The sequence below is a fragment of the Rathayibacter sp. VKM Ac-2926 genome, assembly GCF_022815565.1.
Lineage (GTDB): Bacteria > Actinomycetota > Actinomycetes > Actinomycetales > Microbacteriaceae > Rathayibacter > Rathayibacter festucae.
Genome location: NZ_JALGRS010000003.1, coordinates 119,021 through 142,982, shown reverse-complemented (window position 1 = coordinate 142,982; position 23,962 = coordinate 119,021). Strand labels below are relative to the sequence as shown.

Here is a 23,962-nt window from a genome sequence, read left to right as displayed (position 1 = left end):
GCGTCACCCCGATCCCGCCCGATCCGGCCGCTCCAGGCCCCGTTCCCCCGAGAGGGAGACGTCGTGAACACCGCCCGCGCACTCGTCGCCGCCATGCGCCCGCGCCAATGGCTGAAGAACGTCCTGGTGCTGGCCGCTCCGGTCGCCGCCGCGCGCATCCTCGAGCCCGAGATCCTCGTCGCGACCGTCATCGGCGTGATCGCGTTCAGCCTCGCCTCCTCCGGCGGCTACCTGCTCAACGACCTCCTCGACGTCGAGTCGGACCGCGTGCACCCGAAGAAGCGCTTCCGCGCGATCGCCTCGGGCGCGCTGCCGCTGAAGGTCGCCTGGCCGGCCGCGTTCGTGCTGATGATCGTGCCGGTGCTGGTCACCTTCCTGCTCGGCTTCACCTGGTTCGCGGCGACGCTCGCCGCCTACCTGGTGATGCAGATCTCGTACTGCCTCTGGCTCAAGCACGAGCCGGTCATCGACATCCTGATCGTGGCGGGCGGCTTCGTGCTCCGCGCGATCTCGGGCGCGGCCATCGCGGACATCCCGCTGACGCAGTGGTTCCTGCTCGCGGTGTCCTCGGGCTCGCTGTTCATGGTCGCGGGCAAGCGCTACTCCGAGAAGCTGCAGAGCGAGGGCAAGGAGGAGAGCCACACCCGCTCGACCCTCAAGGTCTACACGCCGGGCTACCTGCGCTTCATCTGGTCGGTCGCCGCGTCGCTGACGATGATCTCCTACGCGCTGTGGGCGCTGTTCATCAACGGCGAGAACTCGCTCTGGTCGATGGCGTCGGTGGTGCCGTTCGGTGCGGCGCTGTTCCTCTACGCCCTCGACATCGAGCGCGGGCGGGCGTCGGCGCCGGAGGACATCGTGCTGGGCAACCTGCGGCTGCTGGTCTGCGGCGCGCTCTGGGCGGCACTGTTCGTCGTCGCGATCATGACGCGGACGACCGCGGGCTGAGGTCGCGGGTCGGGCGTCGCGCCGGGTCCGCCGCGGGATCGACGTCGTCGACGCCCTCGACCACCTCGCCGGGCTTCTCGGGGACCGCGAGCGCCTTCTCGGTGATCTCGTCGAGCAGGCCCGCGAGCTCGCGCTGGTCCTCCGGCACGTCGACCCCGCGGATCCCGGTGGCGCGGATGAGCAGCGGCAGGGTGCTGCCCTGGATCAGCAGCGTCCCAGCGATCTTCTCGCCTCGTTGAACGTCCGCGACTGCTGTGTCGTGTCCTCGGTGGGACCACCTCGGCCCCCGCACTACAGGAGGCATCATGCTCAAGCGAATCGCGACCACTGTGACGACTGCGGCGTTCGCCGCCGTCCTTCTCGCCGGATGTTCGACGGCCGCCGGCTCGGCCGCCTCGTCGGAAGCGCCGGCCGACAGCCCCTCCGCCACCGCGACGGCCTCCGCCACCGCGACGGCCTCCGCCACCGCGACCGCCTCCGCTGAGACGGCGGCTCTCACGACGGCGTCCTCGCCGCTGGGCGAGATCATCACGGACGAGGCCGGCTCCACCGTCTACACGTTCACGAAGGACACGCAGAACTCGGGCAGCAGCAGCTGCTACGACGAGTGCGCCACGACCTGGCCGGCCGTGTCGGCGTCCAGCACGACCGCCGCGGACGGGATCACCGGAGAGGTCGGCTCGATCACGCGCACCGACGGGACGACCCAGCTGACCGTCGACGGATGGCCGGTCTACCGGTTCGCGAAGGACACCGCGCCGGGCCAGGTCAACGGGCAGGGTGTGAAGGACGCCTGGTACGTCCTCCTCCCTGACGGCACGATGAACAAGGAAGCCGCGGCCATGAGCACCGCCACCCCGGCGTCCTGATGCGACGGCGACCCGTCCCCGCGCGCAGCGAAGCGCATCGCCCGGACGGGTCGCCGGTTCTCGACAGGCAAGGACGGAAAGGGATGACCGGCAGTGATCGCAGCAACCGAGATGAGGGAGCGCGCCGTGGCGCTTCGAGGCGGTGAGCACTGTGCCCCGCCCCGTCGATGAGCTCCTGGCCGCGCTGTACGAGAGTCACGGCCCGGCGTTGCGGCGCTTCGTGCAGAACCTCACTCGGAACGCGGCGCTGACGGAGGACGTCGTGCAGGAGACGATGGTCCGGGCCTGGCAGCGCCCGCAGGTCCTCGAACGCGACGCCGACGCCGCGCGCGCGTGGCTGTTCACCGTCGCCCGCAACCTCGTCATCGACGACGCCCGCTCCGCTCGGAGTCGACGCGAAGTGCCGGCGAAGGACGAGGACGGCGGCGGCGCCGTCCCCGATCGCACCGACGCGGTCCTGGACAGCATCCTCGTCGCGGACGCTCTCGCATCGCTGTCGGTGGAGCATCGTCAGATCGTGGTGGACGCGTACTTCCTCGGACACACCGTCCCCGAGATCGCCCGCCGGCACTCCATCCCCGAGGGAACAGCGAAATCCCGATTGCACTACGGACTGCGCGGACTGCGACTGGCTCTGCAGGAAAGGGGCGTCACCCGATGAACGACCACCACGGAAGCTCTGCGACGGAGGACGAGTACCGCGACTGGGACGCGTCCTACGTCCTCGGCGCTCTCCCCGCGGGTCAGCGACTCGAGTACGAGCAGCACCTCAGCGGCTGCGCGGCCTGCCGCGCGGCCGTGGCAGAGCTGGCAGGACTGCCCGGCATCGTCGGTCGCCTCTCCGTCGAGGACGCTCTCGCCATCAGCGCATCGGACGACGGCGAGGACGCGCCGCCCTCCCTGGTGACGCTGCCCGCCATCGCCCACCGTGTCCGGACGCGCCGACGTCGGCGCCGGCTCGTGACGTCCCTCGCCGTCGCGGCCGCCGTCACCGCCTCCGTCTTCGGAGGCGTCGCTCTCGGCACGGGCATCGCGGGCGCTCCCGTGGCGAGCGAGGCGACCCTGGAACCGATGGACCCGATCGCGGCCGATCCCGCTCTCGCTGCGGACATCCAGGTCGAGGGGAAGCCGTGGGGCACCCGGCTGGAGTGGAGCTGCACCTACAGTGGTGACGCGCCCGCCGGCGCGGAGTACGAACTCGTGATCACCCGCACAGACGGCAGCACGATCACGGTCGCCACCTGGACGGCGGCCGGGCAGCGCGCCGTCGACCTGGCGGCGTCCACGGGCATCGCCCGGTCGGAGATCACCGGTGTCGACATCAGGGTCCGCGGCACGAACACCCCCCTCGTCCGCACCGACACCTGAGACACCATCCACCCGCAGGAGACACCGACACTGCCCGCGGTGCCGCGGACACCGGACAGGAGCAGACCATGAGCACCGAGACCACGCCGCTGCACATCACCCGCGAGGGCCCGAGAAGCTTCATCGGCCGCAACGCGCGAGGAGCCGAGGTCCGCATCGGCGGGTCGGACGCCGACGGCGTGTTCTCGCCCGGCGAGCTGCTGCACCTCGCCCTCGCCGCCTGCGGCATGCTCTCCTCGGACCACCTCCTCGCCAGCCGCCTCGGAGCCGACTTCGAAGCGACCACCGACATCACCGCGACCAAGCCCGAGGGTGAGGACCGCTACGACTCGATCACCGCCGTGATCCGCGCCGACCTCTCGGCGCTCGATCCCGAGCGGATCGCCTCACTGTCCGAGCGCACCCGCCGGGCGGTCGACCGTCAGTGCACCGTCGGCCACACGCTCGAGCACGGCGCGGCGTACACCGTCGACGTCGTGGACGACCAGGTCGTTCCCGTCAGCGGTCCGAGGACGGGGACCGTCTGAGATCAGCGCCCCATCGGTCACGAGGACCGGTGCCGACCGAGCCGCGGACGTCTGCCTTCAGTGCCGTCAGTCCGCGAGTCGCCGACCGGATCCCAGACGATTCGCGAGGCGGAGCGCGTTCACGGAGCGGAGGTGCTGGTCGGCGCGGTGACGTCCGTTGGCCGGTGAGGGGTGCGGTGCCGCGAGGACGGGGACGACACGGGGATCATCGTGCAGGGTCAGGTAGCGCATGACCCCGTCGAGCGCCACGGTCCCGTAGGTGACGACGGCGTCGAGCGCGGGCAGCAGCTCCAGCAGCTCCCCGAGCGCGAGCCTGCCCTGCTCGATGTCCGCGGGGCGGACGCGGCCAGGGATCTCCCACGGGATGAGGTTCCATCGGAGGTAGTGGTCGCGGGAGAGTCCGGACTCGATGCGGGCCGCCCGGAACGCGGCGGCGGTGGGCCCGAGGTTGTCCTCACTGCAGACGGCAGCGGATCCCGCGGCGATCGTCCGAGGGCCGGGTGACTGCATCAGCACCAGGACGCGACTGGCGGTGCCGCCGGAGCGGGGATCGAAGCCCGGGACGAAGCGTCCGGTCGCGTCCGCGGTACTCCGCCAGGTCTCGGCGAGGGCGTTCAGGGTTCGGATGTCCACGATGGTCCTCGATCCCGGTCAGGCCGGTCGCGGTGGTGCGAGCAGGGTGCCGCGGATCACGGAACCGTGGAAGGTGCGGGCGGCGACGAAGATCCACGCGGCGACCAGGCCGACGTAGTAGAGCACGGCGAGGCCGGCGACGACCGTGAGACCGGAGTGCAGGGCGAGGCCGTTCAGTCCGGTGACGCAGGTGCCGACGGGGAACGTGAACGACCACCACGTCAGGCTGAACGGCAGGTGCTCCTTCGCGGTGCGGAGGGTGATCGCGAGGGCGATGACGGTCCAGAGCAGTGCGAAGCCGAGCATCGCGAAGCCGTACACCAGAGCCACGACCAGCAGCGCACGCGCCGTGCCGGCGTCGACGACGGTGGGCGCGTTCGAGGCGAGCAGATTCACAGCGGTGATCGACTGTCCGACCGGACCGAGGACGATCCACAGCGTCGGCACCATCCCCGCCGCTCCGACCTTGTGCTGCGCGAGCCGGTTCCAGATCAGGGTGATCACCACCAGCGACGCGACCAGGCTGAGGCCGAAGAAGCCGTAGCAGGACCACAGGAGCGTCTCCCGCGCTTGCCCGGCGGGCGCGTACGGCAGCAGCAGTGCGCCGGTGGAAGCGGACACCATCGGCGGAACGATCGGCATCAGCCAGCCGCCGAACGCCGAATCGGGCTTGTTCTCATGCCGGGTGAACGCGAGGTAGGGCACCAGGACCGCCGTCACCAGCCCGCCGAGAGTCCCCGCGGTCCAGAGCACCCAGTCGATGGCGACAGCGGCGGGCACGCCGATCCAGTCCTTGCCGAGGAGGAGGGTTCCCGCGCCGACGGTGAGAAACGCCATGGGCGGCGCGCCGTAGAAGTGCGAGAGCACCGGATTCAGGTGGTGCCTCACCGCTGTAGCGCGGTAGCGGACCCAGTGCAGCCCGGTCGCGACCGTCAGCGCGACGAGCAGCAGCGCGGCGATCGCCCAGACGACGGTGGCCCCGGTCCGCAGCCCGGGGAACTGGAGTGGCAGGGACGCGGCGGCGACCGCGACGATGCCGGTGCCCATGATCGACGCGAACCAGTTCGGCGTCAGGTTCGACACGATCAGTCCCGGATGCTCCAGCTCCCGGAACAAGCGCCTCGACCGCGGAGGATGCCCGATCGAGGAAGATGCGCGGGCGAGGGAAGAGGTTGTCATGACTCCAGCCTGAACATCGCCGGCACCAGCCGATACAGCGATCGTGTTGGCGGGGCACAATGAGTGCTTGTGGCGACGCGGCGATTGACGGACCGGATCCTGGATCTCGACACGCTGGAGGTGCTCGAACGCATCGCCGAGGCGGGCTCGCTCTCCCGCGCTGCCGAAGCCCTCGGCGTCACCCAGCAGGCCGTCTCGGCGCGTCTGCGGGTCGCGGAGCGCGCCATCGGGCAGCCGCTCGTGCGCCGCTCTCCGACCGGGTCCCTGATGACCGACGCGGGCCGGCTCGTGCTCGAGTTGGCCGGCCCGGTCCTCGAGGCGTCCCGCCGCCTCGAGGCGGGCGCGGCAGCACTGCGACAGCCGACCGGCTCACTGGTCCTCGCGGCGTCGCAGACCATCGCCGAACTGCTGCTCCCACGCTGGCTCCTCGAATTCCGACAGCGCACACCCGAGGTGAGTGTGCAGCTGATCGCCGGCAATTCAGCCACGGTCACAGAGCTCGTGCGATCCGGTGCCGCGCAGCTCGGATTCGTCGAGACTCCGGCGTCCACGGCTACGCTCTCCTCTCACGTGGTCACGGAGGACGAACTCGCTGTCGTCGTCGCACCGGACCACCCCTGGGCACGCGCGGCGAGTATCAGCGCCGAGGACTTGGCCGGGACCGCACTGCTGACACGAGAGGAAGGCTCCGGCACCCGGACGACCCTCGAAGCATGGCTCCACGACGCCGGGCTCGCACCCACGACTCCCGCCGCGATCCTGGAGACGACGGCGATCATCCGAGCGAACGCCCGCGCCGGCATCGCGCCCGCCGTCATGAGCGTCCTCACCGTCGAAGCAGATCTCGCCGCGCGCTCACTGATACGAGTGCCCCTCCGCGGACCAGCACTCGTGCGACCCCTCCGCGCCATCTGGTCCGATCGCATCGGGTCGTCCGCGGCGGCGTTCCTGGAGATCGCGCACGAGATGCGCTGACCGGTGCACGGCTCGTCGCAACGCCGATCACGCCAGCGGCCGTGTCTGCTCGAGCTGCAGCGATCTGGTCGATCTGCACACGGCGGCACGGACGTCAATTCGCGGTGATGGCGAAGAGCCCGGCGATGCCGACGGTGTAGAGCGCGAGCACGATCAACGAGTCGACTCCCATGCCGGCGATGCGCCGGGTGGGTCGGAAGATCAGTCCGACGATGTAGACGAGGGTGAGCAGGGCGGCGAGAGCGGTGAGGTAGATGTCGGACGAGTTCGCCTGCGGGAGGACTGCGGTGCCGGAGAGGACGGTGGCGACGAGGAACAGGACGGGGAGGAAGGCGTTGCCGCCGAAGATGTCGCTGATGGCGAGGTTGTCGTCGCCCTGCTTGATGGCTTGCAGCCCGGTCGAGATCTCGGGGAGGGAGGTGGCGAGAGCGAGCACGGTGGCTCCGAACAGCACCCCTGAGAGACCGAGCTGCGAGGATGCTGCGTCACCGGCGCGCTCGAGCACGACACCGGCGAGGAGGGTCGCCGCGGCGGAGATCGTGAACACGATGGTCGCCTTGCGTGTGCTCATCGGGTGCGTCTTCTTCTTCGCGGGGGATGCTGTCGCGTCGGGGGCCCGCCCGTCCTCGTGCCAGGGGAGGTGCTTGCCGGAGCGTTGCACGAGCAGCAGCCCCACGACCCAGAGGCCGGCGATGAGAACGACGTCCGGGGTCAGGCGCAGCACTTCCAGTCCGGAGGGCAGCTGACTGCCGGCGATGACGACGGCGAGCACCGCGACGACCACGAGCCCCTCGAGCACGAGTGTGAGGGACGCGGCACGGTAGGTGAGCGGCTTCGCACCCTTTCCGCGCTTGCCGAACAGGTCGAGGACGACGAGGACCACGGTCTGCAGTGCGATGCCGCCGAGGATGTTGCCGACCGCGACGTCCAGGTTCCCGGAGAGCGCGGCGGACACGGTGATCGCGATCTCCGGCAGGTTCGTCGCGACGGCGAGGACGATCAGACCGCCCAGCGCACTCCCCAGGTGCAGACGCGCATCCAGAACGTCCGTGGCCTTCGACAACTGGATGCCGGCGATCCACACCACTGCGGCGGCGGCGAGAAAGATGACGACGAGAACAACGAAGGGCAGACCATCCATGCAGTGAGTGAACCGCGACGACGACGATCCGAGACCCCCTTGCGCCTGAGCTGCTTCTCACCGTCGCGCGCGCGGTGGTCTCCGTGGTGATCGGTTCGACCGCGTGCCATCCTCGACGACACCCCGATCGTCGGGTCGAGCGTGATCCCGCCGTTCGTTCCCGAGGCGCTTGGTCAGTAGCAGCCGATTCGGATACGCCGCAGCGTCCGCGCGTGTACGCGCGGGCAGCTGGCGGGGACCAGACCCGGGAGGAAGGCACCGGTGTCGCCCGAAGTGCATCTGCGACACTCCACTGGCTCCAGCGGACGGCGGCGACCTGACTGCAGGTGCGGGCGGGGCGGCGCGGGTGCACACTGAGATCAACGCAGTGCGTTCCGGCGGTGGGGCTCGCCGGACCCAACCTCGACGACGTCGACAACAGTCCCTATCTCTGTCAGTGGTGTGCGCGGAGATAGGAGCAGCTGTGATCCGTACGGCGTCACTGTTCTCCGTCCGAGCGCACGAGGATCGGAAAGGTGCGCGTGATGGCTGAGGACGCGATCGTGGTCGGGGTGCAGGCGGATCAGCCGGAAGCGGTGATTCAGGAAGCGCTGCGCTTCGCCGTGCGTTTCGGGGGGCGGCTGGAGTTCGTGCAGGTGGACACGGGCCGGTACGTCATCGACGGGCAGTTCGGGGAGGATCCGCTGGTCGAGCGGTCGATGCCGTTGGATTCGGATGCCGCCGACAGCAGCGAGGATCCGTTCGATCCTGCGATCCTCGAGCGGCTTGACCGGATCATCGGTGACCGTGTCCCGTGGCAGACGCATCAGATGGCCGGTGACGTTGCACACGCTCTGGCGACGCTCGCGGACCGTGTCGATGCGGTCATGATCATTGTCGGCACGAAGGAGCCGTCTCTGCGTCGCACCGTGCAGGAGGTCTTCTCCGGCGCCGTCGGCGCCCGTCTCGCTCACCGTCAGCACCGGCCGGTCCTCATGATCCCCCTCTCCCCGGTCGATGATTCGGAGCCGCTGCCCTGGTCCTGACCGAGGTGCGGGCGTAGGCTGACGGCAGTGGCGATGGATCCCGCCCGAGCGTGAGCTCGAACTGCCGCCGAGGCTGATGGTTCCTACCTTCTCGATCAGAGACCAGGTAGGTGACCCATGCCCGCGCATCCCCCGCTCGTCCTCGTGCGCCACGGTGAGAGCACCGGCAATGCCGACGGTCTCTTCTGCGGCGTCCTCGACGTCCCCCTCACCGACCTCGGACGTGACGAAGCGCGACAGGCGGCGACGCTACTGAGGGACGCATCGATCGACCCCGATCTGATCCTCACGTCGACCCTGCAACGCTCCACCGAATCGGCCCGGATCATCGCCGGCGCCCTTCCAGGGCGGCCGCGGATCGTCGCGGCCCAGTGGCGGCTGAACGAGCGCAACTACGGAGCGCTCACCGGCCTGTCGAAAAGCGCCGTCAGAGCCCAGTACGGGGCCGACGCCTTCCTGGAGTGGCGCCGGTCGATGGACGTCCGCCCGCCTGCCCTGTCCGCCGCCGCCTTCGCGCAGCTGCACAGGTCCGCGGCGTTCCGTGGGCAGCCGGCCGAGGCGATGACGGAGACGGAGTCGTTGCGCGACGTCGTCCACCGTCTGCAGCCGCTCCTCGAGGAGCGCATCCTGCCCGCCCTCGAGGAGGGCGAGACGGTGCTCATCGTCGCGCACGGCAACTCCCTGCGCGCGCTGCGCGCCCTTCTCGCGGACCTCGGCGATGCCGCGGTCCGCGATCTGAACATCCCGACCGGTCAGCCGTACCTGTACGACACCGGGCCGTCCGGGACACCGATCTCGAGGAGCGGACGCTACCTCGACCCCGCAAGAGCCGACCGGGCGGCGATCACGCTCGCCCACGAAGGAGGAACCTGATGAACGCCTACATCAGCCACACCCGCACCAGCATCCACGGATCGGGCGAGTACGTCACCCACCCCGCCGGACACCCGCTGGTCATCACCGACGTCGCCGCACGGCAGATCCTCGACTCCCGCGGCTTCCCGACCGTCGCTGTCACCCTGCGTCTGGACGACGACACCGTCCTGGACGCCTCCGCCCCCGCGGGCGCCTCGACCGGCGCGTTCGAAGCGGTCGAGCTGCGCGACGGCGGCCCCGCGTTCGGCGGACGCGGAGTCCGCTCCGCTGTCGCGGCCGTCGACGGCGAGATCCGCGCCCTCCTGCTCGAGCACTCCTGGACCTCGCTTCGCGAGATCGACGAAGCGCTGCGAGCACTGGATGGAACCGCGAACCTCGCCCGCCTCGGAGCGAACTCCGTCGTCGCCGTCTCCATCGCGGCCGCCCGCGCCTTCGCAGCGCGCACCGGCCTGCCCCTGCACCGGTGGATCGCCGATCACACCGGGGCGACCGCCTCCCTGCCCGTCCCGCACTTCAACGTCATCAACGGCGGCGCGCACGCCGCGAACGGCCTCGACTTCCAAGAGTTCATGATCGCTCCCGTCTCCGCCGGCACCGAGGAGGAGGCCGTGCAGGTCGGCGCCGAGATCTATCACGCCCTCGCCGCCCGCGTCCGCACCGCCTACGGCACCTCCGGGCTCGGCGACGAGGGCGGCTTCGCGCCCCCCATCGACCGGCCCGAAGACGCCCTGGACCTCCTCGTCGCAGCGATCACCGACGCCGGATACCAGCCCGGCACCGGTGACATCGCGATCGCGATGGATCCCGCCGCGAACGGCTTCTTCCACGGCGACGGCCACTACACCGTCGCCGGCACCGACCTCGACCGCGACGCACTCGCCCGCTACTACGAGAAGCTGATCGCCGACTACCCGATCCGCAGCATCGAGGACGGCTTCGCCGAGGACGACCACGAGGGCTGGGCCCTCCTCGCCCACACCATCAGCGACCGGGTGCAGCTCGTGGGAGACGACCTCTACGTCACCGACGCCGACCGCATCCGCGACGGAGCCCGCAACGGCTACTCCAACGCCGCACTCATCAAGCCCAATCAGATCGGCACCGTCACCGGCACCCTCGACGCGATCGCGGCCGCGCACGACTCCGGCATGCGCTGCATGGTCTCCCACCGCTCCGGCGAAACCCTCGACACCTTCATCGCCGACCTCTCGGTGGGAACCGGAGTCGGGCAGATCAAATCCGGCGCCCCCGCGCGCGGTGAGAGGGTCGCGAAGTACAACCGCCTCGTCGACATCGAGCACCTCGACCCCGCGCTGCACTACGGCCTCACCCACTGACCCGCCCCCTCCCGAAAGGCCCCACTCCTCGTGACCGATGACCTCCACCGTCACCGCCCCCCGGACCCCGACCCCGAGCTGCCGGTCGACAGCGACCTCGACGTCGACGACGCCCCCGACGGGACGCCACGACCCGTGCACCTGCGCCTGCGGTACCTCCTCCTCGTCGCCGCCGGCGGCACGGTCGGGACCGGGGCGCGGGAGGGCCTGACCCTCGCGTTCCCCGCCGGTCCCGCCTTCGACACCGTCGTCTTCGCCATCAACATCGTCGGCGCGCTCCTGCTCGGCGTGCTCCTGGAGAGCCTCGCCAGAGCCGGCAGCGACGAGGGCCGACGCCGCACCGCACGGCTGCTGCTCGGTACCGGAGCGCTCGGAGGCTTCACCACCTACAGCACCCTCGCCACCGACACCGCCCACCTGCTCACCACAGGACACCCCGCACCCGCCGCCCTCTACGCGCTCGGCACCGTCCTCCTCGGTGCCCTCGCGTCCTGGACCGGAATCGCCCTCGCCGCAGCACTCCACCGGCGACGCACCCAGAGGAAGGTGCCGGCATGACACCCGCACTGTTCCTCGCGCTCTCCCTCGCCGGCGGAATCGGAGCCGCAACACGGCTCCTCCTCGACGGGCTCATCAAAACCCGCACCGGCGGCGCCTACCCCTGGGGCACCACCGTCATCAACGTCACCGGATCACTCCTCCTCGGCCTGATCACCGGCCTCGCCCTCGCAGGCCTCGCCCCCGAGCCGTGGCGACTCGTCCTCGGCACCGGCTTCCTCGGCGGCTACACCACCTTCTCCACCGCCAGCCTCGAAACCGTGCGCCTCCTCGCCGAAGGACGCCGCCTCGCCTCCGTCACCAACGCCCTCGGCACGCTCCTCCTCAGCGTCATCGCCGCAGCGACAGGACTCTGGCTCGGAGGCGCGCGATGAGCATCATCGATGGCCGCGAGAGCGGGAGCGGTTCTCTTCCTCGACGCTGATGACGGCGGCGATGCCGAGCTCCATCAGAGCGTCCTGCGGGCGGCGTCGGGCATCGGCGGTCTCGACTCGGGGAGGGCGAGGCGCCTGTCCGTGCGCGGGCGCTCGCGCGCGCGGTCGAGGCCGGACGGCGAGTCTGCGCTCGTATCCGGCCTCGGCCTAGGGGGGTTGCGGGTGGGCGGGTGCGTGGCTCGGGCCCGATCTCCTGGGAGGAGACGCCCGCCTGCATGCTGGTCGAGCAGCCCCGCCGGGGCGTACCTGCATGCTGGTCGAGTAGCCCCGCAGGGGCGTATCGAGACCCGACTCCCCACCGACGTCGGTCGCCTCCCTGCCCTGCTGTCGCTCGTCAGCGCCGGTCGAGGACCCGGACGAGGCCGATCAGGAGGGCGATCGTGCCCAGCGCGGCGATCGCGATCGCGGCGGCTCCGGCCGGGCCGAGCGAGAGCGCCCAGTCGACGACGGCGGTCCGCAGCCCGGCGTCGGCGGCGACGAGGAGCAGGAGGACGGCGACGACGGCCTGGACGAGTCCCCAGACGACCGCGCCGGCGCGGATCCTCGGCCGCTGAGCGGTCTCGGGGGCGGTGCTGGTCTGCGTGGCGGTGGTGCTCTGCGCGGTCATCGTCCTGCCTCCGTCGGGGTCGTGCTGTCGGTTCCGGTCGTGCTGCCGGGGTCTGTCGGGGTGGCGGGGTCCGTCGGGGTCGGGAGGTCGGTCGCGGCAGCGGTCGCCTCCGAGGTCGGCTCCGCGGTCGCCGTGCCGTCCGGGTCGAGTGCGGCGCCGCTGGTCGAGTCCTCGGCGGTCCGGTCGTAGACGGTGACTCCGCCGCGGCCCTGCGCGATCCGGACGACGACCGGCTCGGCGTCCGGGTCGCCGAAGGTCTGCGTCCAGGTGGCTCCGTCGCGGCTGTACTCGACGTTCTCCGGCTCGGAGCCCACGTCGCCGTCGGCGAAGGCGGTGGTCAGCCAGTAGTAGCCGTTCGCCGTGGACGCCTCGAGGCGGACCGCCGCTCCGGCCATCGGCATGACGGTGATGTTCCCGGCGCCCTGCCAGACGTCGATCACCTCCCCCGGAGCACCCAGCGCCGGGTCGATCGTGATCTGCAGGTCGCCCGCCAGCATCGCGTAGCTACCGGGCGTCGCGTTCGAGACGCCGTACGAGCTCAGGAGGGGCAGCAGCTGCCGCTCGGGCGGCACGAGCGACGCCGTCGAGGCCGTCAGCACCGTGATCACCGAGACCGCGATCAGGAGGATGGCGCGCCGGCGGAGCAGCCCGGCCGCCACGATCGCGAGTCCGAGCACCAGGGTCGCGACGCTGAAGCCGACAACGGTCGCGGTCGAGCCGGAGACGGTGAGCGACGCGATCGCGCCGGCGACGGCGGCCAGGCCGAGCACGAGCAGCGTGACGCTCCGCCGCAGCCGCGGGTTCGCCTCGCGGTGCAGCCGACGCCGCTCGAGGCGCGCCGCGGTGATCGCGGCGGCCCGGAGGCGCGACTCCTCCGCTCGGGCCCGGGCCGTCTCGCGGGCGGTCGCGCTCTCCTGGGCGCGGAACGCCTCCCGCTCGGCCTTCCACTCCTCCTGGCGCTCGCGCCACAGCGCGAGGTCCTCCGGGGTGCTGGGCCGCGCCTCGGTCGGGCGCTGCGGGGGGAGGAGAGGAGCGGCGCTCGCCGGGTCGCCGGTGGGAGCGGGGTAGGCGGCGGTCGAGGCGCCGGGTCCCTCCGGGCTGCCGTGCGGCGGGGGCGCCGGGTCGGTGCGGCCCGAGCGGCGGGCGATCCAGACCACGAAGAGCACGATGAGCACCAGGACGACGACCGTCCAGAGGGCACGACCGGTGGCGGGCGCCCAGGGCACCGCCCCGGTGTACGCGCCGCCGAGCGACCAGAAGCCCTGCGCGACCGGGAGCATCGAGGCGAGCACCAGGGCGCCGATGCCGGCGTGGACGCGGGTCAGGCGGCCGCGGAGCAGCTCCTCGACCGGCAGCACGCCGTCCTCGTCGGGCAGCAGCAGCCAGGCCGCCGCGTAGAAGAGGAAGGCCGGGCCGCCGAGGACGGCGACCACGACGAAGATCCCGCGCACGATCAGCGGGTCGATGCCGAGGCGATCGGCGATGCCGGAGCAGACGCCGCCGACCCAGCCGGGCCGGCGGGCGAGATCGAGGGAGCGCAGCCAGAGGAGGAAGCGGTTCTCGGAGGAGGGGCCGGGTGCGGAGGCGCCGGGGCCGTGGGTGCCGTTCCCGGGATCGCCTGCTCCGGCGGTCGGGTCCGGCGTCGGCGGATCGCCCGCCGTCTCCTGCGCCGGGTCCGGCGGGGTCGTGCTCGCTGCTGTCATGGCTCGAGTGTGACCCTCCTCCACAGCCGCCGACCATCGGGGGAACCCCTGATCCGACCCCGACTCCCGCCCCGGCGACCCCGACGACCTGTTTGGATGCAGGGGTGAGCACACCAACCCTCCCGAGCACCGCGGCGCACCCGCCGCGGCGTCGGCCGTCCCCGGGCCGATCGTCCGCGGGTCGGCCCGCCTCGGCACGGCCTCCGCTGCGCCGCCCGCGCCGGATGGTCCTCGGCGGCGTGTGCGCGGCGCTCGCCGAGCACCTGGGCCTGCGCCCGGGGACGGTGCGCTTCCTCATGATCATCGCGACGCTGCTGGGCGGCGGCGGTGCGCTGCTCTACCTGTGGCTGTGGGCGCTCGTTCCCCTGCGCGACGCGGGCCCGGACTCCGGTGCGCAGACCGGCGGTGTGCGGCGGTCCGTTCCGGTCGCCGTGCTGCTCGTCGGCGTCGCCGGGGCCGCGACGCTCTCGGTCGTGGTCGCACTGCGCGGAGGCGACGACGCCGACGTCACCCGGGCGCTCGCCGCCGTCGCGGTGCTCTCGGGCGGCGCCGTCGCCTGGAGTCTGGGCTTCGACCGCGGCGACCCCTCGCGCTCGGCGCGCTCCTCCGTCCTGGTCCGCCTCGCCGCCTGCGCCGTGCTCGTCGTCGCCGGGGCCGCCGTGCTCACGGCCCGCCCGAGCGCGGTCAACGCGGTGCTGGCCGTCGGCGTCCTCCTGGTCGCCGCGGGCGTGCTCGCCGCGCCCCGGGTCGTCACGCTGTGGACCGAGCTGATGGGTGAGCGGGCGGCGCGGGTGCGCGAGGAGCAGCGCGCCGAGATCGCCGCGCACCTGCACGACTCGGTGCTGCAGACCCTCGCGCTGATCCAGAACCGGGCGGGCGCCTCGAGCGAGGTCGCCCGCATCGCCCGCGCGCAGGAGCGGGAGCTGCGCGACTGGCTCTTCGAGCGCGACGTCCCGGTCGCGAACGACCTGGCGGCCGAGATCCGCGCCATCGCCGCCGCGATCGAGCTCGACTGGCCGGCGACGCTCGAGGTGGTCGCGGTGGGGGCCTCGGTGCCGGGCGCCGCCCCCGTGCTCGCCGCGACCCGCGAGGCGATGCTCAACGCGGCTCGGCACGCGGGCGGCGAGGTCTCGGTCTATGTCGAGTCGTCGGCCACCGGGGTCGACGTCTTCGTGCGCGACCGCGGCCCCGGAGTCGACCTCGGCGCACTCCCCGGCGACCGCCTCGGCATCCGCGAGTCGATCGTCGGCCGGATGGCGCGCGCCGGCGGCAGCGCGACCGTGCGGCCTGGAGCGGGCGGCTCGGGCACCGAGGTCCACCTGTGCCTGCCGGCGGGGGCCGAGCGGTGACCCGCGTCGTGCTGGTCGACGACCACTCCATCTTCCGCTCCGGCCTGCGCGCCGATCTCGCCCCCGAGCTCGACGTCGTGGGCGAGGCGGCCGACGTCGACTCGGCCGTCGCGCTGGTCGCGGCCGAGTGTCCGGATGTCGTGCTGCTCGACGTGCACCTGCCCGGCGGCGCGGGCGGCGGCGGGGCCGAGGTCCTGCGCCGCAGCGCCGCGCACCTCGACGCGGTGCGCTTCCTGGCGCTGAGCGTCTCGGACGCGGCGGAGGACGTGGTCGGCGTCATCCGCGCCGGCGCCCGCGGCTACATCACCAAGGCGAGCTCCGGCGCCGAGGTCAGCCGGGCGGTCCTCGCGGTGGCCGGCGGCGACGCCGTCTTCTCGCCGCGCCTGGCCGGCTTCGTCCTCGACGCCTTCGGCGCCCTCAGCGGCGAGCAGGCGGAGTCCGTCGACGAGCTCGACCGCCTCTCGGCTCGCGAGCGCGAGGTGATGCGCCTCATCGCCCGCGGCTACGCCTACAAGGAGGCCGCCGCCGAGCTCTTCATCTCGGTGAAGACCGTCGAGTCCCACGTCTCCGCAGTGCTCCGCAAGCTCCAGCTCTCCTCCCGCTACGAGCTGACCGCCTGGGCCTCGGCCCGCCGCCTCCTCTGAGCCTCCCGTCTGATCTGCAGGCGATCCGATGCGGAAGGCGCCTTCCACCGCGAGGCGCGGAAGACAGGCGCGCGGATCGCCTGCAGATCGGACAACGGACGGCAGACGCCCCCGCGCCGGAAGCTAGGCCGAGAGCAGCGGGAGGAACGGCAGCGCGGCCAGCGCCGCGAGCGTGCCGAGCGCGGCGCCCGCGAGCACGTCGGTCGGGAAGTGCATCCCGAGCACGAGGCGCGACAGCAGCATCACCAGCACGACGAGGACGGCGAGCGGCCAGAGCGCGGGCAGCATCACCGCGAACACGATCGCCGCCGCGGTGGTCGAGGACGCGTGCGAGCTCGGGAAGCTGAGCTTGCTCGGCGCCGTCCCCCGCACCTCGACGCCCTCGCCGAGGGGCCGCGGCCGCCGGACGACGCGCTTGATCACGATCGACAGCCCGTGCGCCACGACGATCGCGACGTCGCAGAGCGCCCACGCCCAGAAGCGGGACGGATCGGCGAACGCACCGACCACGCCCAGCAGCAGCCAGCCCGCGGCGTGCTCGCCGAAGAAGCTGAGCCAGCGGGCGATCGGGCGCAGGGGCGGTGCCAGCGGCGAGCGCTGCACGGCGACGATGACCGCGGACTCGCGGCTCCGGAGGGTCGACATCGCGCTCAACCTAGCGCACCCCTCAGGCCCCCGTTGTGCAGGTGCCCGTCCGTTGTGCAGGCGTCAGTCCGATGTGCAGGCGCCCGTCCGTTGTGCAGGCGACCGGCCGCGGAAAGCTCTTGCCACCGCGTCGAGTGCGCCGCCGAGCGTCGGATCGCCTGCACAACGGACCTGCGTCCCCGATCAGGCCTCCGGCTCGGCCTCCGCGCCGGCCGCGCGGCGGCGCGCACCCAGACCCAGCGCGGCGGCCCCCGCAGTGAGCAGGGCGGCGGCGCCGGCGACGAGGCCCACGCTCTCGACACCGGTCGAGGCGAGTCCGCCGCCGCCGCCCACGGGCAGGGGGACGGGCGTGCCGGTCGGCGCGACGGTCGGAACCCCGGTCGGCCCGGCGGTCGGCGCCGCGGTGGGCGCAGCGGTCGGTCCGGTCGTCGGCCCCGCCGTCGGCACCGCGGTCGGTCCGGCCGTCGGAGTCGCCGTCGGCGCCGTGGTCGGCCCCGCGGTCGGCGTGGGCGTCGGCGTGACGAGCTGCGACGCCGGCAGGATCTGCACGATCGTCGGGCGCGGCGCCGCGACGGCACCGGCCGCGAGGGCTCCGGTGGCAGCGAAGTCCGGGAAGTACGAGCTGGGCTCCTCGAAGGTGCCCTCCTCGCCCGGGTGCTGGACGGCCACGAACACGTGCTGGTCCTGGTCGTGCACGATCGGGCCGCAGGTCTCGGCATCGCGCGGGACCGAGAGGAACTGCTCCACCCGCCCGCGCTCGGCGCCCTCGAGCGCCACCTTGAAGAGGCCGTCGTTGTAGCCGATGCCGCTGGGGGCGCCGTCGGTCGAGATCCAGAGGTTCCCGACGGAGTCGAAGGCGAGGTTGTCCGGGCAGGAGATCGGCGAGACCTGGTCGACCGGGAAGCCGGAGAAGTAGACCGTGTCGCCCTGCGCGACGTCGCCGCACAGCATCAGCAGGTTCCAGGTGAAGGTGCGGCCGGTCTGGTCGCCGCCGTCCTCGATGATCTCGACGATGTGGCCGTCGCGGTTCTCGGAGCGCGGGTTGACCTCGGTCGGCCCCTCCTTGCCCTCGGTGCCGCGGTTGGAGTTGTTGGTGCAGGCGACGTAGATCCGGCCGCTGACCAGGCTCGGCTGGACGTCCTCGCAGCGGTCCATCTTGGTCGCGCCGGCGATGTCGGCGGCCATGCGGGTGTGCACGAGCACCTCCTCGACGCTCATGCCGGCGATCATCGACGCGCCGTCGAGGACCAGGGGCAGCCAGGCGCCGATGCCGTCGAAGCCGCCGTCGGAGGGGACCGCGCCGGTGCCGGTGATCTCGGCGACGGGGGAGTCGCCGGTGAAGCTCGCGACGAAGAGGTCGCCCTCCTCCAGCAGCGTCTTGTTGTGCGCGCGGTCGCCCTCGAGGTAGCGCTTCTTCGAGACGAACTTGTAGAGGTAGTCGAAGCGCTCGTCGTCGCCCTGGTAGGCGACCACGCGGCCGTCGGGGGCGACGATGACGTTCGCGCCCTCGTGCTTGAGGCGGCCGAGCGCGGTGTGCTTCTTCGGGGTCGACTCCGGCTCGAACGGGTCGAATTCGACGATCCAGCCGAAGCGGTTGGGCTCGTTCTCGTAGCCGGGCGTGCGGGCGTCGAAGCGCGGGTCGTCGAGCTCCCAGAGGCGGGCGGTCTCGGCGTCGGTCAGGCCGTAGCGCTTCTCGGCGTCGCTGGTCGCGGTGGCGCGGAAGTAGCCGTTGAAGTTCTCTTCGCCGGAGAGGATCGTGCCCCACGGCGTGGTGCCGCCGGAGCAGTTGCCCAGCGTGCCGAGGACGGAGCGTCCCGTGGGGTCGGCGGCGGTCTTCAGCAGCGCCGAGCCGGCCGCGGCGCCGGTGACCTCGTAGGGGGTGTCCAGCAGGTAGCGGCGGTTGTGCTCGCCGCCGCGGACGTACGCCCAGGGGCGGTCGACGGCGGTGCGGACCAGCTCGACGACGCTGAGGCCGTGGGCGGCGCGGCCGACGGCGCGCACGCGCTCGGGCTCGGCCTCGAGCTGCGCGGCCGGGAACATGATCGACTCGTTCGTGTACTCGTGGTTCACGACCAGCAGGGCGCGCAGGCGCTTCGAGCCGGGGATCTCGACGATGTCGGTGTAGTCGTTGTTGTAGCCGAACTGCGCGGCCTGGGCCGCCTCGGTCTGGTTCCGGATGTCGAAGGCGGGGCTGTCGGCGAAGAGCGGGTCGCCCCAGCGGATGATCGGCTGCCAGGCGAAGCCCTCGGGAACGGTGAACTCGTCGACCGTGTACGGCACCGGGGCGATCGGGGTGAAGGCGAGCGGGGACCCGCCGACCGCGGCGTCGGCGACAGCCGCCTCCGCGGTGGGGGCGCCGCCGGCCGAGGCGACGGCGACGGTGACCGCGCCGGCCAGGCCCAGTCCGAGCGCGCTGCGGCGCGAGATCTGGCGCGCGACGATGTCGCGGAACGAGCTGTTGTGCGAGGTGTTGCAGGCGGCGGTCGAGCACGCGTTCGCGCACTTCAGGGCGCAGGTGACGGGGCTGCGCTTGCCGCGCACGTGCCCCGCCATGGGGAGGAGGAGCGGGCGGCGGGCGGTGTCGGTCATGCGAGGTCCTTCGATCGGCAGGCAGTGCGATCGAGTGGACCAGTGCGAGGGGACGCGCATCCCGCTCAGCGGCGGCCTCTCCCTGAACGGAATATGAACGTTCTCACAAGAAGGTGAGGCTATCCTTCGTCGCTCCGGCGGGCGTCTCGGGCGGCCAGCACCGCGCCGACGTTGTCCGCGATCCACTCGACGACCGGCAGCAGCCGCTCGGCGAGCTCGGCGCCGAGCGGGGTCAGCGCGTAGTCGACCCGCGGCGGGATGACGGCGTGCGCCTCCCGGTGCACGAAGCCGTCCTCCTCGAGGGTGCGGAGGGTCTGCGCCAGCATCTTCTCGCTGATGCCGCCGATCCGGCGCCGCAGCTCGCCCCAGCGCAGGCCCCGCTCGGCCAGGGCGGCGAGGACGAGCACGCCCCACTTGCTCGTGACGTGGCCGAAGACCTCGCGGCTCGGGCAGTCGGCGGAGTAGACGTCGCCGGTGAGGAGGGGGCTCTCGATGATGGTCACAGGAGTACTAACCAAATAGTGGGTACTGCATTCCGGGAAGTTCTGGCGGTGCGGCCCGGTTCCCCTCTCCGACGGCGCCCCACCCGCCGTCTCCCGAACGGAAGGACCACCCCCATGACCCTCGTCGTCACCGGAGCCACCGGCCACCTCGGCCGTCTCGCCGTCGAGCACCTGCTCGCCCGCGGCACCGCCGCCTCCGACATCGTCGCCACCGGCCGCGACGCCGCCAAGCTGGAGGCGCTCGCCGCCGACCTCGGCGTCCGCACCGCCGTCGCCGACTTCGAGGACCCGGCCTCGCTCGACGCCGCCTTCTCCGGCGCCGAGGCCGTGCTGCTCGTCTCCGGCTCGGAGGTGGGCAAGCGCGTCGCGCAGCACACCGCCGCGATCGAGGCCGCCGCCCGCGCCGGCGCGCGGCTGGTCTACACGAGCGCCCCGAAGGCGACCACCAGCCCGCTGATCCTGGCCCCCGAGCACAAGGCGACGGAGGAGGCGATCGCCGCCGCGGGCCTCCCCGCCGTGATCCTCCGCAACGGCTGGTACAACGAGAACTACGCGCAGACCGTCGCCGAGCTCGCCTCGACCGGCACCACCCTCTCCAGCGCCGGCGACGGCCGCGTCTCCAGCGCCGCCCGCACCGACTACGCCGAGGCGGCCGCCGTCGCGCTGCTCGACGCCTCCCTGGTCGGCTCCGTGCACGAGCTCTCCGGCGACACCGCCTGGAGCTTCGACGAGCTCGCGACCCTCGTCGGCGAGGTCGCCGGCCGCGACGCCGCGATCGCGCACGTCGACTCCGCCGAGCACACCCGCATCCTCACCGAGGCCGGCGTCCCCGAGGGCGGCGTCGGCTTCGTCGTCGGCCTCGACGCGAACATCGCCGACGGCCTCCTCGGCGAGACCGACGGCTCGCTCGCCCGCCTCATCGGCCGCCCGACCACCCCGATCCGCGCCTACGTCGAGGAGCAGCTCGCCGGCTGAGCCGCGGCCTGCCGGGGGCTGACCTCCGGCTCGCGGAACCCGCTCCGGCTCGCCGGATCGTCCGGTTCTCGCGAGCCGGGGGCCGTTCAGTGAGCCGGAGGCGTGAGAGCGGCCGACCCGCCACCCCGCGCCACCGGTCCCGGGAGTGCGGCCACCTCGTTACTCTCACCGGATGCCATCGCGCCGGTCCGTCCTCGTCTACGTGGACGGCTTCGCTCTCTACAAGGCACTCCTGCAGCGCCGGTATCCGCAGTTCAAGTGGCTCGACCTCGAGGCCCTGGCCCAGAGGCTCTTCCCGCACCGGACGGTCGTCGGCGTCAAGTACTTCACGGCGGCGCTCAAGCCGATGACGAACGACCGCGGTATCGGTCAGCGTCAGCAGGTGTACTGGCGTGCTCTGCGCACGACCTCGGTCGAGATCATCGAGGGCACCTTCCACTTCAACCGTCAGTTCCTGCCCCTGCACCCGGAGGTGCTCGATTCTGATGGCCGTGTCGTGACCGTTCGAGTGAAGCGTCCGGAGGAGAAGGGAACAGATGTCGCCCTCGCGTCGCACCTGCTCGTCGACGCCTTCGAAGGGGCCGCCGATTCGTTCGCGGTCGTCACCAACGACTCCGATCTCGTTCCGCCGATGCGAATGCTGGCGGAGCGCAGTCGATCCTTGGCGCTCGTCTCGGTCGTCGACGACCGCTACAACAAGGCGTTCGCCTCCATCGGCCTCGAGACGGTCCGACAGATCCGTGCGGGAACTCTGTCGTCCTCGCAGTTCCCCGATTCTCTGGTGGACGGAGCGGGGCGGATCGTGCACCGCCCGTGGGACTGGGCCTGAGCCGTTCTGCAGCGATCGGATCGACCCCGAGAACGAAGCAGGCCCCCGACGAGTCGGGGGCCGCGCCCGGTAGTCGAGACATCCGGGTGGTTATGAGACGACCCTACTGCCGCAAACGGGGTGCGTCCACGCCGTGACGCCACGCGTCGGCTCCAGGCCGACCTCGCCGTGCGAGCCGGACCCGCGCCCGCGGGCCGCGGTGTCCGACCCCCGACGTAGGCTGGACGCCATGACCTCGACGACGCCTCGCTCCGGTATCGACCTCTCCGAACTCGACCCGGCGACGCGTCCGCAGGACGACCTCTACCGCCACGTCAACGGCCTGTGGATCGACCGCACCGAGATCCCGAGCGACAAGGCGCGCTACGGCTCCTTCCACGTGCTCCAGGAGGAGGCGGAGAAGGCGGTCCGCGACATCATCGTCGAAGCGCAGTCCGCCCCGCAGGGCACCGAGGCGCGGATGTTCGGCGACCTCTACACCTCCTTCCTCGACGAGGAGCGCGCCGAGGAGCTCGGCGCCGCCCCGCTCGCCGACGACCTCGCGGCCGTGCAGCGCGTCAACTCGATCGCCGGGCTGCTGCAGGCCGTCGGCGCCTTCGAGCGCGCGGGCGTCCCTGGCCTCTTCGGCCTCTTCGTCGACAACGACCCGGGCGACCCCGAGCGCTACCTCGTCTTCGTCAACCAGGGCGGCCTCGGCCTGCCCGACGAGAGCTACTACCGCGAGGAGGAGTTCGCCTCCGTCCGCGAGGCGTACCTGCCCTTCGTCGCCCGGATGCTCGGGTTCGCCGGCCTCGACTCGCCGGAGTCGCGCGCCGAGCGCATCGTCGCGCTCGAGACCGACCTCGCCGCCGTGCACTGGGACAAGGTGCGCAGCCGCGACAGCCAGGCCACCTACAACCTCCGCTCCTGGGCCGAGGTCACCGAGCTCGCCGCCGGCATCGACCTCGGCGTCTGGCTGACCGCGATGGGCGCGCCGGAGGGGGCGCTCGCCGAGGTCGTCGTGCGCCAGCCGAGCTTCCTCGAGGGGCTCGCCGGCCTGCTGACCGACGACCGCCTCCCCGCCTGGCGCGACTGGCTGTCCTGGCAGGTGATCCGCGGCGCCGCGGCCTACCTCTCCAGCGACTTCGTCGACGCCAACTTCGACTTCTACGGCCGCACCCTGACCGGCACGCCGCAGAAGCGCGAGCGCTGGAAGCGCGCCGTCTCGCTCGTCGAGGGCTCGCTCGGCGAGGCCGTCGGCCGGATCTACGTCGAGCGCCACTTCCCCGAGACGGCGAAGGCCGCGATGGACGTCCTCGTCGCGAACCTGATCGAGGCCTACCGCCGCTCGATCGTGGACCTCGAGTGGATGGGCGCCGACACCCGCGAGCGCGCGCTGGAGAAGCTCGCGAAGTTCACGCCGAAGATCGGCTACCCGGTCCGCTGGCGCGACTACTCCGCCCTCTCGGTCGACCCGGCGGACCTGGTCGGCAACGCCCGCCGCGTCGCCGCCTTCGAGTTCGACCGCGAGCTCGGCAAGATCGGCAAGCCGCTGGACCGCGACGAGTGGTTCATGACGCCGCAGACCATCAACGCGTACTACAACCCCGGCTTCAACGAGATCGTCTTCCCCGCCGCGATCCTGCAGTTCCCCTTCTTCGACGAGACCCGCGACGCCGCGGCCAACTACGGCGCGATCGGCGCGGTGATCGGCCACGAGATCGGCCACGGCTTCGACGACCAGGGCTCGCGCTTCGACGGCGACGGCCGCCTCACCGACTGGTGGACCGAGGACGACCGGGCCGCGTTCGAGGAGCGCACGAAGGCCCTCATTGCGCAGTACGACGCCCTCGCTCCCGCGACGACGCCCGGCCACCACGTCAACGGCGCGCTCACCATCGGCGAGAACATCGGCGACCTCGGCGGTCTCGGCATCGCGTGGAAGGCCTACCTGCTCTCGCTCGACGGCGAGGAGTCGCCCGTGATCGACGGCCTGACCGGCGCGCAGCGCTTCTTCCTCTCCTGGGCGCAGGCCTGGCAGCAGAAGGCGCGCGACGAGGAGACGATCCGCCTGCTCGCCATCGACCCGCACTCGCCGTCGGAGTTCCGCTGCAACCAGATCGTCCGGAACCTGGACGAGTTCTACGCTACTTTTGACGTCACCGAAGGCGACTCCCTCTGGCTCCCGCCGAGCGAGCGCGTCGCCATCTGGTAGTCGCCGCCGACTGCCGTCCCGCACCACGGGCGAGCGGCGGGCATCGAGAGCCGA

At 72.0% G+C, this 23,962-nt stretch carries 25 protein-coding genes and 1 riboswitch; of the genes, 16 read left to right on the top strand and 9 right to left on the bottom strand.

Annotated features, from left to right (window positions below; translation table 11 throughout):
• Window positions 1-63: 63 nt before the first annotated feature.
• Window positions 64-948, top strand: a complete 885-nt coding sequence (locus tag MT351_RS05035; protein ID WP_243581430.1) for a decaprenyl-phosphate phosphoribosyltransferase — start codon at window positions 64-66, stop codon at window positions 946-948.
• Here MT351_RS05035 and MT351_RS05030 read toward each other — a convergent pair.
• The gene (locus MT351_RS05030) at window positions 923-1,240 is read right to left on the bottom strand and encodes a hypothetical protein (protein WP_243581429.1); all 318 of its coding nucleotides are present in this window, start codon (window positions 1,238-1,240) and stop codon (window positions 923-925) included. The genes MT351_RS05035 and MT351_RS05030 overlap by 26 nt on opposite strands.
• 13 nt (window positions 1,241-1,253) lie before the next feature.
• Here MT351_RS05030 and MT351_RS05025 point away from each other — a divergent pair, with 13 nt between their 5' ends.
• From MT351_RS05025 to MT351_RS05010, 4 genes are all read left to right on the top strand, one after another.
• Window positions 1,254-1,817 carry a hypothetical protein gene (locus MT351_RS05025; protein WP_243581428.1) on the top strand — a complete coding sequence of 188 codons (564 nt, stop codon included), beginning with the start codon at window positions 1,254-1,256 and terminating at the stop codon, window positions 1,815-1,817.
• Window positions 1,818-1,968: 151 nt separating this feature from the next.
• Window positions 1,969-2,478 (top strand): sigma-70 family RNA polymerase sigma factor, encoded by a 510-nt coding sequence (locus MT351_RS05020; protein WP_056865923.1) that lies wholly within the window; start codon window positions 1,969-1,971, stop codon window positions 2,476-2,478.
• Window positions 2,475-3,185, top strand: a complete 711-nt coding sequence (locus tag MT351_RS05015; RefSeq protein WP_243581427.1) for an anti-sigma factor — start codon at window positions 2,475-2,477, stop codon at window positions 3,183-3,185. The genes MT351_RS05020 and MT351_RS05015 overlap by 4 nt, the downstream gene beginning before the upstream one ends.
• A gap of 68 nt (window positions 3,186-3,253) precedes the next feature.
• Complete coding sequence (locus MT351_RS05010) at window positions 3,254-3,712, top strand: OsmC family protein (protein ID WP_243581426.1); 459 nt, start codon at window positions 3,254-3,256, stop codon at window positions 3,710-3,712.
• A gap of 66 nt (window positions 3,713-3,778) precedes the next feature.
• On the opposite strand, the gene MT351_RS05005 is transcribed toward MT351_RS05010, so the two are convergent.
• Together MT351_RS05005 and MT351_RS05000 are read right to left on the bottom strand one after the other, a co-directional pair.
• Window positions 3,779-4,345, bottom strand: a complete 567-nt coding sequence (locus MT351_RS05005) for a uracil-DNA glycosylase family protein (protein WP_243581425.1) — start codon at window positions 4,343-4,345, stop codon at window positions 3,779-3,781.
• Between the two features lie 18 nt (window positions 4,346-4,363).
• Complete coding sequence (locus MT351_RS05000) at window positions 4,364-5,428, bottom strand: TDT family transporter (RefSeq protein ID WP_243581424.1); 1,065 nt, start codon at window positions 5,426-5,428, stop codon at window positions 4,364-4,366.
• 216 nt (window positions 5,429-5,644) lie between these two features.
• On the opposite strand from MT351_RS05000, the gene MT351_RS04995 reads away from it, so the two are divergent.
• Entirely contained in the window at window positions 5,645-6,499 is an 855-nt protein-coding gene (locus MT351_RS04995) for a LysR family transcriptional regulator (protein WP_243581423.1), read from the top strand.
• Window positions 6,500-6,593: 94 nt separating this feature from the next.
• Here MT351_RS04995 and MT351_RS04990 read toward each other — a convergent pair whose 3' ends face one another.
• Window positions 6,594-7,640 (bottom strand): sodium:calcium antiporter, encoded by a 1,047-nt coding sequence (locus MT351_RS04990; protein ID WP_243581422.1) that lies wholly within the window; start codon window positions 7,638-7,640, stop codon window positions 6,594-6,596.
• Between the two features lie 524 nt (window positions 7,641-8,164).
• Between MT351_RS04990 and MT351_RS04985 the strand changes: the two genes are divergently transcribed.
• The 5 genes from MT351_RS04985 to crcB all read left to right on the top strand — a co-directional run bounded on the left by MT351_RS04985 (window position 8,165) and on the right by crcB (window position 11,810).
• Window positions 8,165-8,665: a universal stress protein gene (locus MT351_RS04985; protein ID WP_132437357.1), complete on the top strand. Its 501-nt coding sequence runs from the start codon at window positions 8,165-8,167 to the stop codon at window positions 8,663-8,665.
• Window positions 8,666-8,685: 20 nt separating this feature from the next.
• Window positions 8,686-8,758, top strand: a riboswitch (Fluoride riboswitch).
• Window positions 8,759-8,782: 24 nt separating this feature from the next.
• Window positions 8,783-9,538, top strand: coding sequence for a 2,3-diphosphoglycerate-dependent phosphoglycerate mutase (locus MT351_RS04980; protein ID WP_243581421.1), 756 nt, complete (start codon window positions 8,783-8,785; stop codon window positions 9,536-9,538).
• Window positions 9,538-10,878 carry a phosphopyruvate hydratase gene (gene eno, locus MT351_RS04975; RefSeq protein ID WP_243581420.1) on the top strand — a complete coding sequence of 447 codons (1,341 nt, stop codon included), beginning with the start codon at window positions 9,538-9,540 and terminating at the stop codon, window positions 10,876-10,878. Before MT351_RS04980 ends, eno begins: the two co-directional genes overlap by 1 nt.
• A gap of 30 nt (window positions 10,879-10,908) precedes the next feature.
• Entirely contained in the window at window positions 10,909-11,436 is a 528-nt protein-coding gene (locus tag MT351_RS04970; protein ID WP_243581419.1) for a CrcB family protein, read from the top strand.
• Window positions 11,433-11,810, top strand: coding sequence for a fluoride efflux transporter CrcB (gene crcB / locus MT351_RS04965; protein WP_243581418.1), 378 nt, complete (start codon window positions 11,433-11,435; stop codon window positions 11,808-11,810). The genes MT351_RS04970 and crcB overlap by 4 nt, the downstream gene beginning before the upstream one ends.
• Window positions 11,811-12,204: 394 nt before the next feature.
• On the opposite strand, the gene MT351_RS04960 is transcribed toward crcB, so the two are convergent.
• Both MT351_RS04960 and MT351_RS04955 read right to left on the bottom strand, forming a co-directional pair.
• Window positions 12,205-12,477: a hypothetical protein gene (locus MT351_RS04960; RefSeq protein ID WP_127887872.1), complete on the bottom strand. Its 273-nt coding sequence runs from the start codon at window positions 12,475-12,477 to the stop codon at window positions 12,205-12,207.
• Window positions 12,474-14,180, bottom strand: coding sequence for a PspC domain-containing protein (locus MT351_RS04955; protein ID WP_243581417.1), 1,707 nt, complete (start codon window positions 14,178-14,180; stop codon window positions 12,474-12,476). Before MT351_RS04955 ends, MT351_RS04960 begins: the two co-directional genes overlap by 4 nt.
• 104 nt (window positions 14,181-14,284) lie before the next feature.
• Here MT351_RS04955 and MT351_RS04950 point away from each other — a divergent pair, with 104 nt between their 5' ends.
• Window positions 14,285-15,529 (top strand): PspC domain-containing protein, encoded by a 1,245-nt coding sequence (locus MT351_RS04950; RefSeq protein ID WP_374204750.1) that lies wholly within the window; start codon window positions 14,285-14,287, stop codon window positions 15,527-15,529.
• Window positions 15,526-16,173: a response regulator transcription factor gene (locus tag MT351_RS04945; protein WP_243581415.1), complete on the top strand. Its 648-nt coding sequence runs from the start codon at window positions 15,526-15,528 to the stop codon at window positions 16,171-16,173. Before MT351_RS04950 ends, MT351_RS04945 begins: the two co-directional genes overlap by 4 nt.
• A gap of 123 nt (window positions 16,174-16,296) precedes the next feature.
• Here the strand turns inward: MT351_RS04945 and MT351_RS04940 are convergent, their stop codons facing one another.
• The 3 genes from MT351_RS04940 to MT351_RS04930 form a co-directional block, all read right to left on the bottom strand.
• Window positions 16,297-16,818, bottom strand: coding sequence for a phosphatase PAP2 family protein (locus MT351_RS04940; RefSeq protein ID WP_243581414.1), 522 nt, complete (start codon window positions 16,816-16,818; stop codon window positions 16,297-16,299).
• Window positions 16,819-17,001: 183 nt separating this feature from the next.
• Entirely contained in the window at window positions 17,002-19,407 is a 2,406-nt protein-coding gene (locus MT351_RS04935; protein WP_374204749.1) for a PhoX family phosphatase, read from the bottom strand.
• Between the two features lie 119 nt (window positions 19,408-19,526).
• A complete protein-coding gene (locus MT351_RS04930) occupies window positions 19,527-19,910 on the bottom strand; it encodes a helix-turn-helix domain-containing protein (RefSeq protein WP_243581413.1) in 384 nt (127 codons plus the stop codon).
• Window positions 19,911-20,024: 114 nt separating this feature from the next.
• Here MT351_RS04930 and MT351_RS04925 point away from each other — a divergent pair, with 114 nt between their 5' ends.
• The 3 genes from MT351_RS04925 (at window position 20,025) to MT351_RS04915 (ending at window position 23,908) form a co-directional block, all read left to right on the top strand.
• Window positions 20,025-20,885: an NmrA family NAD(P)-binding protein gene (locus MT351_RS04925; RefSeq protein ID WP_132437365.1), complete on the top strand. Its 861-nt coding sequence runs from the start codon at window positions 20,025-20,027 to the stop codon at window positions 20,883-20,885.
• Window positions 20,886-21,057: 172 nt separating this feature from the next.
• Window positions 21,058-21,714, top strand: a complete 657-nt coding sequence (locus MT351_RS04920) for an NYN domain-containing protein (RefSeq protein WP_132437366.1) — start codon at window positions 21,058-21,060, stop codon at window positions 21,712-21,714.
• 229 nt (window positions 21,715-21,943) lie between these two features.
• The gene (locus MT351_RS04915) at window positions 21,944-23,908 is read left to right on the top strand and encodes a M13 family metallopeptidase (protein WP_132437367.1); all 1,965 of its coding nucleotides are present in this window, start codon (window positions 21,944-21,946) and stop codon (window positions 23,906-23,908) included.
• The last annotated feature ends 54 nt before the right edge of the window (window positions 23,909-23,962 follow it).

What these genes read in the sequence shown, in the direction of transcription:
- MT351_RS05010 (WP_243581426.1), top strand. Translation starts at nt 3,254, where the DNA reads ATGAGCACCGAGACCACGCCGCTGCACATCACCCGCGAGGGCCCGAGA.
- eno (WP_243581420.1), top strand. Translation starts at nt 9,538, where the DNA reads ATGAACGCCTACATCAGCCACACCCGCACCAGCATCCACGGATCGGGC.
- MT351_RS04985 (WP_132437357.1), top strand. Translation starts at nt 8,165, where the DNA reads ATGGCTGAGGACGCGATCGTGGTCGGGGTGCAGGCGGATCAGCCGGAA.
- MT351_RS04940 (WP_243581414.1), bottom strand. Translation starts at nt 16,818, where the DNA reads ATGTCGACCCTCCGGAGCCGCGAGTCCGCGGTCATCGTCGCCGTGCAG.
- MT351_RS04960 (WP_127887872.1), bottom strand. Translation starts at nt 12,477, where the DNA reads ATGACCGCGCAGAGCACCACCGCCACGCAGACCAGCACCGCCCCCGAG.
- MT351_RS04990 (WP_243581422.1), bottom strand. Translation starts at nt 7,640, where the DNA reads ATGGATGGTCTGCCCTTCGTTGTTCTCGTCGTCATCTTTCTCGCCGCC.
- MT351_RS04915 (WP_132437367.1), top strand. Translation starts at nt 21,944, where the DNA reads ATGACCTCGACGACGCCTCGCTCCGGTATCGACCTCTCCGAACTCGAC.
- MT351_RS05025 (WP_243581428.1), top strand. Translation starts at nt 1,254, where the DNA reads ATGCTCAAGCGAATCGCGACCACTGTGACGACTGCGGCGTTCGCCGCC.
- MT351_RS04935 (WP_374204749.1), bottom strand. Translation starts at nt 19,407, where the DNA reads ATGACCGACACCGCCCGCCGCCCGCTCCTCCTCCCCATGGCGGGGCAC.
- MT351_RS05015 (WP_243581427.1), top strand. Translation starts at nt 2,475, where the DNA reads ATGAACGACCACCACGGAAGCTCTGCGACGGAGGACGAGTACCGCGAC.
- crcB (WP_243581418.1), top strand. Translation starts at nt 11,433, where the DNA reads ATGACACCCGCACTGTTCCTCGCGCTCTCCCTCGCCGGCGGAATCGGA.
- MT351_RS04920 (WP_132437366.1), top strand. Translation starts at nt 21,058, where the DNA reads ATGCCATCGCGCCGGTCCGTCCTCGTCTACGTGGACGGCTTCGCTCTC.
- MT351_RS04925 (WP_132437365.1), top strand. Translation starts at nt 20,025, where the DNA reads ATGACCCTCGTCGTCACCGGAGCCACCGGCCACCTCGGCCGTCTCGCC.
- MT351_RS04980 (WP_243581421.1), top strand. Translation starts at nt 8,783, where the DNA reads ATGCCCGCGCATCCCCCGCTCGTCCTCGTGCGCCACGGTGAGAGCACC.
- MT351_RS04955 (WP_243581417.1), bottom strand. Translation starts at nt 14,180, where the DNA reads ATGACAGCAGCGAGCACGACCCCGCCGGACCCGGCGCAGGAGACGGCG.